Origin of the sequence: Novosphingobium sp. SG751A (assembly GCF_013149295.1) — a bacterium.
In the GTDB taxonomy this organism is placed as follows: Bacteria; Pseudomonadota; Alphaproteobacteria; order Sphingomonadales; family Sphingomonadaceae; genus Novosphingobium.
In genome coordinates, this window is sequence record NZ_JABGCB010000003.1 from 102,367 (window position 1) to 114,112 (window position 11,746).

General features: G+C 64.0%; 11 protein-coding genes. 7 read left to right on the forward strand and 4 right to left on the reverse strand.

Annotation, left to right across the window (positions count from 1 at the left end):
- Positions 1 to 33 precede the first annotated feature (33 nt).
- From FHW96_RS04900 to FHW96_RS04915, 4 genes are read left to right on the forward strand one after another with little or no spacing between them, the layout of a single operon-like run.
- Positions 34 to 846, forward strand: a complete 813-nt coding sequence (locus tag FHW96_RS04900) for a division plane positioning ATPase MipZ (protein ID WP_172339428.1) — start codon at positions 34 to 36, stop codon at positions 844 to 846.
- Between the two features lies 1 nt (position 847).
- Positions 848 to 1,150, forward strand: coding sequence for a molecular chaperone DnaJ (locus FHW96_RS04905; protein ID WP_172339429.1), 303 nt, complete (start codon positions 848 to 850; stop codon positions 1,148 to 1,150).
- Positions 1,147 to 2,574, forward strand: coding sequence for a phosphoglucomutase/phosphomannomutase PgmG (pgmG, locus tag FHW96_RS04910; RefSeq protein WP_172339430.1), 1,428 nt, complete (start codon positions 1,147 to 1,149; stop codon positions 2,572 to 2,574). Before FHW96_RS04905 ends, pgmG begins: the two co-directional genes overlap by 4 nt.
- Entirely contained in the window at positions 2,571 to 4,976 is a 2,406-nt protein-coding gene (locus FHW96_RS04915) for a ligase-associated DNA damage response DEXH box helicase (protein ID WP_172339431.1), read from the forward strand. The genes pgmG and FHW96_RS04915 overlap by 4 nt, the downstream gene beginning before the upstream one ends.
- Positions 4,977 to 5,055: 79 nt before the next feature.
- Here the strand turns inward: FHW96_RS04915 and FHW96_RS04920 are convergent, their stop codons facing one another.
- The 4 genes from FHW96_RS04920 to FHW96_RS04935 form a co-directional block, all read right to left on the reverse strand.
- Positions 5,056 to 5,505 carry a biopolymer transporter ExbD gene (locus FHW96_RS04920; protein ID WP_172339432.1) on the reverse strand — a complete coding sequence of 150 codons (450 nt, stop codon included), beginning with the start codon at positions 5,503 to 5,505 and terminating at the stop codon, positions 5,056 to 5,058.
- A gap of 29 nt (positions 5,506 to 5,534) precedes the next feature.
- Positions 5,535 to 6,071 (reverse strand): biopolymer transporter ExbD, encoded by a 537-nt coding sequence (locus FHW96_RS04925; RefSeq protein WP_172339433.1) that lies wholly within the window; start codon positions 6,069 to 6,071, stop codon positions 5,535 to 5,537.
- A gap of 139 nt (positions 6,072 to 6,210) precedes the next feature.
- Entirely contained in the window at positions 6,211 to 6,960 is a 750-nt protein-coding gene (locus tag FHW96_RS04930) for a MotA/TolQ/ExbB proton channel family protein (protein WP_172339434.1), read from the reverse strand.
- A gap of 94 nt (positions 6,961 to 7,054) precedes the next feature.
- Complete coding sequence (locus FHW96_RS04935; RefSeq protein WP_172339435.1) at positions 7,055 to 7,711, reverse strand: energy transducer TonB; 657 nt, start codon at positions 7,709 to 7,711, stop codon at positions 7,055 to 7,057.
- Positions 7,712 to 8,242: 531 nt separating this feature from the next.
- Here FHW96_RS04935 and FHW96_RS04940 point away from each other — a divergent pair.
- From FHW96_RS04940 to glpX, 3 genes are all read left to right on the forward strand, one after another.
- Entirely contained in the window at positions 8,243 to 8,935 is a 693-nt protein-coding gene (locus FHW96_RS04940; protein ID WP_172339436.1) for a hypothetical protein, read from the forward strand.
- An 89-nt stretch (positions 8,936 to 9,024) separates the two neighbouring features.
- Entirely contained in the window at positions 9,025 to 10,395 is a 1,371-nt protein-coding gene (locus FHW96_RS04945) for a homoserine dehydrogenase (RefSeq protein ID WP_371815632.1), read from the forward strand.
- Between the two features lie 289 nt (positions 10,396 to 10,684).
- Entirely contained in the window at positions 10,685 to 11,662 is a 978-nt protein-coding gene (gene glpX / locus FHW96_RS04950) for a class II fructose-bisphosphatase (RefSeq protein WP_172339437.1), read from the forward strand.
- Positions 11,663 to 11,746 lie beyond the last annotated feature (84 nt).

Here is an 11,746-nt window from a genome sequence, read left to right on the forward strand (position 1 = left end):
TAAGCCCGCCAACCCTGTGATGAGAGAACCGCCATGTCTGGTCCCCACCGCATCGTTTTCGCCAATGAAAAGGGGGGCACGGGCAAATCCACCACCGCCGTGCATATCGCCGTGGCTTTGGCCTATCTGGGCGCGCGGGTGGGCACGATCGACCTCGATTCGCGCCAGCGCACGATGCACCGCTATATGGAAAATCGCGGCGAGACCCTGCGCCGCCGCGGCATCGATCTGCCCACGGTGGGGTTTGACGTGTTTCGCGGCACGACCACGGCCGAGCTGGACGAATTGACCGAGCAGGTGTCGCAGAATGTCGATTACCTGATCTTTGACACGCCGGGGCGCGACGATGAATTCGCCCGCCATGTGGCGATGAGCGCCGACACGCTGGTCACGCCGCTGAACGACAGTTTCGTCGATTTCGACCTGATCGGGCAAGTGGACGCCGAGACGTTTAAGGTGCGCCGCCTGTCTTTCTATGCCGAAATGATCTGGGAAGCGCGCAAGAAACGGGCGCTGGCCACGATCAACGAACACCGGCGCGAGATGGACTGGGTGGTGGTGCGCAACCGCACCCAGCATATCGAGGCGCGCAACATGCGCCGTATCGACAGCGCGCTGGCCGAGCTTTCGCGCCGGGTAGGCTTCCGCATCGCGCAGGGCCTGTCCGAACGCGTGATCTACCGCGAATTGTTCCCCAGCGGGCTGACCCTGCTGGACAAGGGCCATCTGGGCGATCTGGGCACCAGCCATCTGGTCGCACGGCAGGAATTGCGCACGCTGGTGGCGGGCCTGAACCTGCCCGCGCCCCGCGTGCAGCGCGATGCGCAGGTGGTCTCGGCGGGCTGATATGGTCAAGCTGCTTCTGCTGTTGGTGCTGGCGTCATGGGCGTGCCGCCAATGGACGGGGCAATGGCCGTGGGCGCATTGGCAGCGGATGACCGGGCCGACCCCGGTGGAGCGGGCGCGCCGCCTGCTGGGCGTTGAGGCCGGGGCCGGGCGCGGGGCGATCATCGAGGCGCACAAGAAACTGATCGCGCGAGTTCACCCTGATCGCGGCGGTGATGCGGCACTGGTGCATGAGGCCAATGATGCGCGCGATCTGCTGCTGGCGCGGCTGGGTACTGAAACCGGCGCCAATACCGGCAGATGACCGATCCGGCGATCTTCCGGGAATATGATATTCGCGGCACCTATGGCCGCAATCTGTTTGACGATGACGCCTATGCGATAGGCCGCGCCGTGGCGCAGGCTTTGCAGGAGCGGGGCGGGCGGCGGATTGCGGTGGGGCGCGATGGCCGGCTCAGCGCACCCGCGCTGGAGGCCGCGCTGGTTGATGGCCTGCGCGATGGCGGGCTGGATGTGGTGCGGATCGGGGTGGGGCCGACGCCTATGCTCTATTACGCCGAAGCGTCATTGGAGGAGGTAGATGGCGGCATTCACGTAACTGGCAGCCACAATCCCCGCGATGATAATGGCTTCAAAATAGTATTTTTTGGTGGAGCCCTGTTCGGCGCCGAAATCCAGCGGATCGGGGATCTGGCGGGTGGGTTGCAGAGGCGAGGCGATCTCGTCCATCGCGGCGCGGTGAAAATGCAGGATATTCTGCCCACCTATGTCGCCCGTCTGGTCGAGGGGCTGCTGCCGGGGCTTTGGGATAAGGCGGGCGATCTTCGGATCGGCTGGGATGCCGGCAATGGCGCCGCCGGCCCCGCCATCGAGGCCCTGACCGCGCTCTTGCCCGGAGAGCATCATCTTCTCTTCACGCAGGTTGACGGACATTTTCCTCACCACCATCCAGATCCGACTGTTGAGGCAAATCTCGCAGACTTGCGGGCGCTGGTCGCCTCCAGACATCTCGATTTCGGAGTGGCTTTCGACGGGGATGCCGATCGGATCGTGGTAATCGACGGACGGGGGCGCTCGATCCTTGGCGATCAATTGCTGGCGCTGCTGGCACAGGATCTGCTGCTCGATTGTCCGGGCGCGGTAATTCTGGGCGATGTCAAAGCGTCACAGGCGGTTTACGACCGGATCGCGGCGCTGGGCGGGGTGCCCGCGATGGGGCCTGCGGGGCACAGTCTGATCAAGGCCGAAATGAAGGTTAACGGCGCTTTGCTGGCCGGGGAGACCTCGGGGCACATCTTTTATAAGCACCGCTTCTATGGTTTCGACGATGCGCTTTATGCCGCCGTGCGGCTGATGGCAGCGGTTTCGCGCCGAAATGGATCCATCGCGGATTGGTTCGACGAACTGCCTATCTGCTTCAACACGCCCGAATTACGCTTTCCCGTGGCGGCGGATCGTAAACGCGCTGTGGTTGAGGAAGTGGCCGCGAGGCTGGCCGCGCAGGGGGCGCAGGGGGCGCAGGTTAACCGGATGGATGGCCTGCGCGTGTCCTGCAATGGTGAAAACGGCGATGGCGGCTGGTGGCTGCTGCGCGCGTCCAATACACAGGAGATGCTGGTTGCCCGCGCCGAGAGTGCGAGCGAGCAGGGTCTCGCCGCGCTGGTGGCGCAACTGGATGCGGAACTGGCGCAAAGTGGTGTGAGCCGGGCCGGGTTGAGCAAGGGGTGAGGCAGGTTCACCCGCGCATTGCCGACTGGTTTGCCGGGCGCGGGTGGCATATCCGCCGCCATCAGGCGCAGGTGCTGGCGCAGGTGGGCGATGAGCGCCATGTGCTGCTGGCCGCCGACACCGGGGCGGGCAAGACGCTGGCCGGGTTCATGCCGACGCTGTGCGATGCGGCGGATGGCGTTTTGGCGGATGGGTTGCATACGCTCTACGTCTCGCCGCTGAAAGCATTGGCGCATGATATTCAGCGGGGCCTGCTGGGGCCGGTGGCCGAGATGGGGCTGGGCCTGCGGGTCGAGGCGCGCACCGGCGACACATCCTCGGACCGCAAGGCGCGGCAAAGGCATGATCCGCCTCATGTGCTGCTGACCACGCCTGAATCGCTCTCGCTGCTGTTGTCCTATCCCGAAAGCGCGACGATGTTTGCGGGGCTGCGCTATGTCGTGGTCGACGAAATCCACGCTATGGCGGCGGGCAAGCGGGGCGATCTGCTGGCGCTGTCTTTGGCCCGCTTGCAGAGTTTGGCGCCCGATATGCGGCGCATCGGCCTGTCGGCCACGCTGGCCGACCCGGCGGGCTTTGCGCGCTGGATCGCGCCCGCGGGTGAGGAGGCGGCCCTGGTTGCGGGCGAGGAAGGTGCGCCCGCCGATGTCTCGATCCTCCTGCCTGCGGGCCAGCGTATCCCGTGGAGCGGCCATGCGGCCAGTTGGGCCGTGCCCCAGATCCTCGACCTGATCCGTGCCCACCGCACCACGCTGATCTTCACCAACACGCGCTTTCTGGCCGAATATACGTTTGGCCTGCTGTGGGATCGCAACGAGGAAAATCTGCCCATCGGCATCCACCATGGCAGCCTGTCTGCCGAGGCACGGCACAAGGTTGAGGCGGCGATGGCAGGCGGGCGGCTGCGCGCGCTGGTCTGTACCGCCAGCCTCGATCTGGGGGTGGACTGGGGCGACATTGATCTGGTGGTGCAGATGGGGGCGCCCAAGGGTTCCTCGCGCCTGTTGCAGCGGATCGGACGGGCCAATCACCGGCTCGATTGTCCGTCCAAGGCGGTGCTGGTGCCGGGCAACCGGTTTGAATTTCTCGAAGCCGTGGCCGCCGTCGAGGCGGTGCGGGCGGGCACGCGCGATGGCGAGGATCTGCGCCCCGGCGGCCGCGATGTGCTGGCCCAGCATGTGCTGGCGCTGGCCTGCGCGGGTCCTTTCGATGGCGACGCCCTGCTGGCCGAGGTGCGCGGCGCCGCACCCTATGCCAATGTCAGCGAGGAGGAGTGGGGGCGGGTGCTCGGCTTCGTCTCGAACGGGGGCTATGCGCTGCGGGCCTATGACCGGTTTCGCCGGATCACCCATGGGCGCGACGGCCTGTGGCGGCTGAGCCATCCCGATCTGGCGCGTTCCTATCGGCTGAATGCGGGCATCATTGTTGACGCCGATATGGTCGAGGTGGCGTTTCGCAACGGCCGCGCGCTGGGCCGGGTGGAGGAGGATTTCGCCGCCTCGCTGGGGCCGGGCGATACGTTCCGTTTTGCCGGGCTGGATCTGGAGGTCGAGTCGCTGCGAGAAGGGGCCTTGCTGGTGCGCGCCTCGCGGCGTTCGGCGGCGATCCCCTCGTATAATGGCGCGCGCATCCCGATCTCGTCGCATCTGGCCGACCGCGTGCGGGGGCTTTTGGCCGATTCTGCGCGCTGGGATGACTTCCCCGAGGATGTGCATGAGTGGCTCGACGTGCAGGCGCGGGTCTCGGTGCTGCCGCGCCCCGGCGAATTGCTGGTCGAGAGCTTTCCCCATCACGACCGGCATTACAGCGTGTTCTACACCTTCGAGGGCTGGCCCGCGAATCAGTCGCTGGGCATGTTGATGACACGGCGGATGGAGGCGCTGGGCCTCTCGCCGCTGGGCTTTGTCGCCAATGACTATGCGCTGGCGGTCTGGGGGCTGCGGCCCGTTGAGGACCCTGCCGCGCTGCTCTCGCCCGACATTCTGGTCGATGAATTTGTCGAGTGGGTGGAAAATTCCTATCTGCTGCGCCGCGCCTTCCGCGAGGCTTCGGTCATCTCCGGCCTGATCGAGCGGCAGATGCCGGGCAAGCGCAAGACCAACCGGCAGGTCACGTTCTCCAGCGACCTCATCTATGACGTGCTGCGCCGCTATGAGCCGGACCATCTGTTGTTGCAGGCCGCATGGGCCGATGCCCGGCAAAAGATGACCGATGTGGCCCGCGTGGCCGAGGTGCTGGAGCGCGCCCAATCCGCGATCCGCCATCAGCGCCTGTCGCGCGTCAGTCCGCTGGCTGTGCCGACGCTGACCATGATCGGGCGCGAGAGCATGCCGGCCGGCGCCGCCGATGACGAACTGTTGCTGGAGGCCGAGGCGCTGGCCGCGATTGCTATGGGCGAATAGCGGGCGGGAGCAGGGCGCAAAAAAAGGGGCGGATCGCTCCGCCCCTCTCTCTTGCCGTTTAACGCAGCTGACCTTGGCCTTACTTGGCGCCGGCAGCCTTGTTGAAAGTGGCATAGCGCTCGTTGCCGACGAAGCCGAACTTCGTCACTTCGGAGGCCTTGATGATGTTCAGCACATTCGCTGCCAGTTCATAGCCCGACTGCGCATCCGGCTCGAACTGAAGTTCGGGCTCGGGGGTCATGCTGCGCGAAGCCTTGAGGTTCGCGCCCAGAACGCTGCGGTCGATCGGCGTGCCGTTCCACAGGATCTGGTTATCCGGGGTAAGGACGACCTTGTTCTTGATCGGGTCGACCGGCGGCTTGGGCATATTCGGCGGCGGCGGCGAAGGCAGGTCGATGTTCACCGCGTGGGTAGCCACGGGGATGGTGATGATGAACATGATCAGCAGAACGAGCATAACGTCGATCAGCGGAGTCGTGTTCATTTCGCCCATCGGCTCGCCGTCGTCTTTACCAGCTGACATTGCCATGGGATGTTACTCCTGAGTTAAAGGGCTTATCAGCCGTTCGGATCGACCGGGGTCGAAATGAAGCCAACCGTGGGATAACCCGCGCGCTGCACGTTGAAGATCGCACCGGCGACACAGCGCCAGGGCGCTTCGACGTCGGCCCGAACGTGAACCTGCGGCACCTTTTCGGGGTTATCGCGCAGTACCTCGGCACCGCCCTCGCGCTTGATGATGTCGTCAAGGCGCTTGAACGCCTGATCGTACAGTTCAGTCGAGTCAACGGGGGTGATGTTGTTGAAGTAGATGCGGCATTCGCCACCACGCGATGCGCCTTCGAAGCCGGCATCGCCGGCGCTGCGACCCGCAGCGTCGGTCGTGCTGACCGTGATCAGCAGATTTTCGACCTTATCTTTCGATTCCTGTGAAACCATCACAGGAATCTTGAGCTTCTGGATCGTCTGAATCGCGACCGGAACCGCGATGAGGAAGATGATCAGAAGCACAAGCATAACGTCCACCAGAGGGGTGGTGTTGATGTCGGACATAGGCTTTTCTTCGCCGCCCGCGCCGCCAACAGCCATTGCCATGTTATGATCCTACTCTTGCAATGCCCTCTTTCGAGAGGAGGGATTGGGGGGAGGGGAGGGCCGGGAAATCATGCCGCATGCCGCGCATGATTTCCCGTACATCCGGGCAGACTGGCCGCCCGGATGCCTGCCTCATGTCTTACTTCTTGGCGGCGGGAGCCGGAGCAGCCTTGACCGGAGCAGCAGCCACGACGGGCTTGATGGCGCCCTTCGAGTTGATGTAGGCCAGCACGTCAGCCGAGAAGCCGGTCAGCAGCTCGTTGATGCGCTTGTTGCGCGACTGCAGGAAGTTGTAGGCAAGCACGGCAGGCACAGCGACGAGCAGACCGATGGCGGTCATGATCAGAGCTTCACCCACGGGGCCGGCAACCTTGTCGATCGAGGCCGAACCGGCCAGACCGATGGCGATCAGAGCGCGGTAGATGCCGACCACGGTACCGAACAGACCCACGAAAGGAGCGGTCGAACCGACGGTGGCGAGGAAGGGCAGGCCGCGAGCAAGGAACGCGCCGATCGAGGCTTCGGTGCGGGCCAGCGACGAGTGAACCCAGTCGTGGGCTTCGAGGCTGTCAGCCATCTTGCCGTGGTTTTCTTCGGCCAGGATACCGGCTTCGACGATGTCACGGAACGGGCTGGTCTTTTCCAGCTTGGCGGCGCCTTCCTTCAGCGAAGCGGCCTTCCAGAACGTGCCCAGAGCCTTGTACTGCTTCAGGATCTTCGACTGATCCGACCAGCGGGTGAACAGCACGAAGAACGAACCGAACGAGAAAATGGCCATGATGGTCACGGTCGACTGAGCGATCAGACCGCCCTGTTCCAGGGCTTCCTTGAAACCGAACTTGTTCTGCGGAGCCGCGCCAGCAGCGGCGGTCAGAATGTCAATAAGCATGCGATGGTCCTCTCAAAGGGCTCTCGAGTAGAGAATAGGGTCATTTACAGTAGGGACCGGGCCTTCATGCCGCAGATCCCCTGGGGAGTGTGGCTCAGTCCTTCGGGATGACCCACTTCACGCGATTGGCATAAACGCCGGTGGTGGGCTGGCCTTCGCCATCCTTGGCGGGCGTGAAACGCGCGCGGCTGGTGACGTATTTGCAAGTCGCAGCGTCCAGTTCGGCATTGCCCGAGCTGGCCGTGATTTCGCAACTCGACACGCGCCCATCCGTGGAAACCGTCAGACGGAAACCAGTGGTGCCCTGAACACCTTCACGCAGGGGGCGCGAAGGATAGTCTTCAGGCGTCGCCCAGTTGGCAGGGTTGCCCTTGGGGGCAGCGCCAACAGGCGTAAAGCGCGGCGGCGGCGGAGCCGAAGGCGCAGGCGGTGCCAGCACAGGCGCCGGCGGCGCCGGCGGCGGTGCAACCGAAACCGTCTCGATCACGGGCGCGCTAACGGGCGCCACGTTCACCGGCGGCGGCGGAGCGACGATCGGCGGCGGCGGAGCGTCCTTCGGCGGCGGCGGAGGCGGTGGCGGCGGTTTCTCCTCTTGCTTGATATCGACAGTCGTTACTTTTTTCATGACCTTCTGAACCGCCGAGTAGGCAAGACCAGAGACCAAGGCATAACCAACGACGATGTGAATCAAGGCAACGATGATAATGGCGGTAAGGCGATTACCGCTCAATTGTTGATCAGCGTAGGCCATTCAGACGCATCACTCCATACAAAAACCCGGGCAAGCCCCGGGCCGACCATGAACCGAACCCGAAGGCGAAGTCCATGGGGAAAAGCTCATATCCACCCTGCCGGATTTACCGGATATTCGCCAAATGCCTTATGTGTCGGCTTTCGGCGAACGCATCGGCCCCCTTTATTGGGGGTCCGCTTTTTTGCCAATCCTAGCCACCTTGCCGACTCGGCGCAACGCCTTATGCGCGGGGGGGTGGGGTTCAGGCAAAATTCATTTGTGTTAAAGCCTATCTAACGGGCACCCTTGGGGGCCTTTTGCAGGGGTTATGCGCCAATGGCGAATTTTTCGGAGTTTTCCGCGATGTTTCAAGGCATCCGAGGGTGGAAATCGGCTTGCTTTGCGGCTCTATTGCCGCTGTTTGTTCCGGTGTCTGCAGGGGCTCAGACCCCCGTTACGCAAAATGTCGTACAATCGTATGCTGACCTCGTTGGTCTGGCCGAATCATCTCCTTTGGTCGTCTTTGCCGAGCTGAAAAAGGTGATTCCCATGCCCGAAGCCAGGGATGTTTCGCCCTTCGCCACCGTCCAGCGCGCCTATATTGAGGCGCAGGGAATTGATTTGTTGAGCGGAACCGGCTCGGTTTCGGCCTCGGTGCGCTATCTGGCCGATGTCCGGCTCGATTCGCGCCACAAAATTCCCAATCCAAAGAAGCAGATGGTGCTGCTTTTCGCCCGTCCCGGAACCACGCCGGGCGACATTCAACTGGTTTCCCCCGACGCGCAATTGCCGTGGAGCCAGCCGCTGGAGGCCCAGATTCGCAAGATTCTGGCCGATCTGGCCGCCCCTGATTCGCCGCCCCATATTACGGGAATCAATATGGCGCTCTATCAGCAGGGCGATCTGGCGGGCGAGGGCGAGACCCAGATCTTCCTGACCACAGCCAAGGGCACGCCTGCCGCGATCATCATCCAGCACCGCGCAGGCCAGCCCTCGCGCTGGAGCGCGTCCTTCTCCGAAGTGGTCGATGCGGCCAATGCTCCGCCCGCGCAAGGCACGCTGGAATGGTATCGTCTGGCCTGCTCGCTGCCTGAAATGCTGCCCGCTTCGGCCAATCTGGGCGAAACGCAGGAGGCCAAGGATCAGGCCGTGGCCGATTACCTGCTGGTACGCCGCGATCTTGGCCCTTGCACGCGCACGCGGGTGTCGTGGGGCGGGGATATCGCCAAACCGGGCAAATAGGCTTGATGGCCAATTTGGCTTGCTGGCCAAATTGCCTTGAAGGGACTCGATTTGCCCCCTAGGTGGCCCAGCGTAAAGCTGAGGATTCCATGATGACCGACACCGCCGACAACGCCGCTCTTTCGCCCCAATCCGGCAAGCCGCCGCTGCGCATTGCGCTGGCGGGCCTTGGCACGGTGGGCGCGGGCGTCATTCGGCTGGTGGAGGCCAATGCCGATCTGATCGCGCGCCGCGCAGGCCGTCCGATCAAGGTTTCCGCCGTTTCCGCGCGTGATCGCGGCAAGGATCGCGGCGTCGATCTCTCGCCTTATGCGTGGGAAGACGACATGACCGCGATGGCCGCGCGCGATGATGTGGACGTGGTGGTCGAACTGGTCGGCGGGTCGGACGGTCCGGCGCTGGTGCTGGCGCGCAATGCGATTCGCCATGGCAAGGCGCTGGTGACGGCCAACAAGGCGATGATCGCCCATCACGGCATGGCTCTGGCCAAGGAAGCCGAAGCGCAGGGCGTGGCCATGCGTTTCGAGGCAGCCGTGGCGGGCGGCATCCCGGTCATCAAGGGCCTGCGCGAAGGCGCGGCGGCCAACCGGGTCGAGCGCCTCTATGGCATCCTCAACGGCACCTGCAATTACATCCTCTCGACGATGGAAGACACCGGCCGCGACTTTGCCGAGGTGCTTTCCGAGGCGCAGGCCAAGGGTTATGCCGAGGCAGACCCCACCTTTGACATCGAGGGTATCGATGCCGCGCACAAGCTGTCCATCCTGTCAGCCATCGCCTTTGGCGCCAAGATCGACTTTGGCAGCGTAGACACGCAGGGCATCAGCCGCATCCTGGCCGCCGACATCGCCCAGGCCGATTCGCTGGGCTATTGCATCCGCCTGATCGGCACCGCCGAGGCCGATGCCGGACCCGACGGCACGCCGGGCCTTTTTCAGCGCGTCGCGCCCCATCTGGTGCCTTTCGACAATCTGCTGGCCCATGTCGATGGCCCGACCAATGCGGTCGTGGTTGAGGGCAACTTCTCGGGTCGCCTGCTGTTTCAGGGCGCGGGCGCGGGCGATGGCCCGACCGCCAGCGCGGTTGTGGCCGACCTTATCGACATCGCGCGCGGCATGGACACCGGGTTTGAGGCCGACATGGCTTTCTCGATCCCGGTTGACGGGCTGGAGGATATGGCGCCGGCGCCCGCGGGCCATCGTCTGGGCCGCGCCTATATCCGCTTCCTCGTGGCCGATCGTCCGGGTGTGCTGGCCGAAATCACCGCCGCGATGCGCGATGCCGGCGTGTCCATCGAGAGCCTGATCCAGAAAGGTCAGGCCAGCAAGGATGGCGCGGTCATCGTCGCCATCGTCACGCATGAAGTGCCCGAGGCGGCCGTGGCCAAGGCGCTGACCTTGCTCGAAGGTTCGCCCAGCCTTGTGGGCCAGCCGCTGGTCATGCAGATTCTGGGCGCGTAACGCGGCGTTTCAGCCCCGCCGGATGGGTGGGGCAAATGCGCAGTAACTCAGACAATTTCGGCGCCGGGGGCCATGCCCTCGGCGTTTTTCTTTGCCCGCTCCGTGGCTGGGTTCGTATGTTGCCCGATTTGGGCCGTCGCCCTCGCATCTGCGGCATTTGTCCGCTCGACAATCGGGTTATGCATAGGTAAGCGGACGTGTCTGCATAGGTATTCACAACATGCATTCACACCGCCGACCAACAGGGCCGGCATAGGGGCCATACATTCCTGAAGGAATCGGACAGATTATGAGCGCTACTCCTGCCAGCAAGATTCTCGACCGCGTTCTGGTGCTTGAAATGGTGCGCGTGACCGAAGCGGCGGCCATCGCCTCGGCCAAGCTGATCGGGCGCGGGGACGAGAAGGCCGCTGACGCTGCGGCAGTGGAAGCCATGCGCGAAAAGCTCAACGAGCTGTATATCGACGGCACGGTGGTGATCGGCGAAGGCGAGCGCGACGAGGCCCCGATGCTTTATATCGGCGAAAAGGTCGGCGCTGCGCTGGGCAAAGGCCCCAAGATCGACATCGCGCTCGATCCGCTGGAAGGCACGACGATCTGTGCCAAGGCCGGGCCGAACTCGCTGGCGGTGCTGGCGATTGCCGAAGAGGGCGGGCTGCTCAATGCGCCCGACACCTATATGGACAAGCTGGCCGTGGGGCCGGGCTATCCCGATGGCATCATCGATCTGGCCAAGAGCCCGACCGAGAACGTCAAGGCCGTGGCCGCCGCCAAGGGCGTGCCGCCCGAAGACATCGTGGTCTGCGTGCTGGACCGCCCGCGCCACACCGATCTGATCGAGGAACTGCGCGCGCTTGGCTGCGGCGTCTATCTGATCGGCGATGGTGACGTGGCGGGCGTGATCGCAACCACCAATACCGAAGAAACCAACATCGACATGTATATGGGCCAGGGCGGCGCACCGGAAGGCGTGCTGGCCGCCGCGGCTCTGCGCTGTGTCGGCGGGCAGTTCAAGGGCCGCCTCGTGTTCCGCAACGAGGATGAAAAGGCCCGCGCCTACAAATGGGGCATCACCGATCTGAACAAGATCTATGACCTGACCGAACTGGCCAAGGGCGACTGCATCTTTGCCGCCAGCGGGGTGACCGATGGCTCGCTGCTCAAGGGCGTGAAGCGTCTGCGCAGCGGCCGTCTGACCACCGAAAGCGTGGTGATGCGCGCCAGCACCGGCACCGTGCGCTGGGTCAAGGGCGACCGCCGGGCGTAAGCTTTGCGTGAATTATCCCGAAAGGGGGCAGGGGTTTGCGCCTCTGCCCCCTTTTGTATGCGCGGCAAACCTTGCAATCCTGCC

Excerpts from the sequence above, each read along its gene's own strand:
- FHW96_RS04900 (WP_172339428.1), top strand. The coding sequence starts at position 34 with ATGTCTGGTCCCCACCGCATCGTTTTCGCCAATGAAAAGGGGGGCACG.
- FHW96_RS04905 (WP_172339429.1), top strand. The coding sequence starts at position 848 with ATGGTCAAGCTGCTTCTGCTGTTGGTGCTGGCGTCATGGGCGTGCCGC.
- pgmG (WP_172339430.1), top strand. The coding sequence starts at position 1,147 with ATGACCGATCCGGCGATCTTCCGGGAATATGATATTCGCGGCACCTAT.
- FHW96_RS04920 (WP_172339432.1), bottom strand. The coding sequence starts at position 5,505 with ATGGCAATGTCAGCTGGTAAAGACGACGGCGAGCCGATGGGCGAAATG.
- FHW96_RS04925 (WP_172339433.1), bottom strand. The coding sequence starts at position 6,071 with ATGGCAATGGCTGTTGGCGGCGCGGGCGGCGAAGAAAAGCCTATGTCC.
- FHW96_RS04930 (WP_172339434.1), bottom strand. The coding sequence starts at position 6,960 with ATGCTTATTGACATTCTGACCGCCGCTGCTGGCGCGGCTCCGCAGAAC.
- FHW96_RS04935 (WP_172339435.1), bottom strand. The coding sequence starts at position 7,711 with ATGGCCTACGCTGATCAACAATTGAGCGGTAATCGCCTTACCGCCATT.
- FHW96_RS04940 (WP_172339436.1), top strand. The coding sequence starts at position 8,243 with ATGCCCGAAGCCAGGGATGTTTCGCCCTTCGCCACCGTCCAGCGCGCC.
- FHW96_RS04945 (WP_371815632.1), top strand. The coding sequence starts at position 9,025 with ATGATGACCGACACCGCCGACAACGCCGCTCTTTCGCCCCAATCCGGC.
- glpX (WP_172339437.1), top strand. The coding sequence starts at position 10,685 with ATGAGCGCTACTCCTGCCAGCAAGATTCTCGACCGCGTTCTGGTGCTT.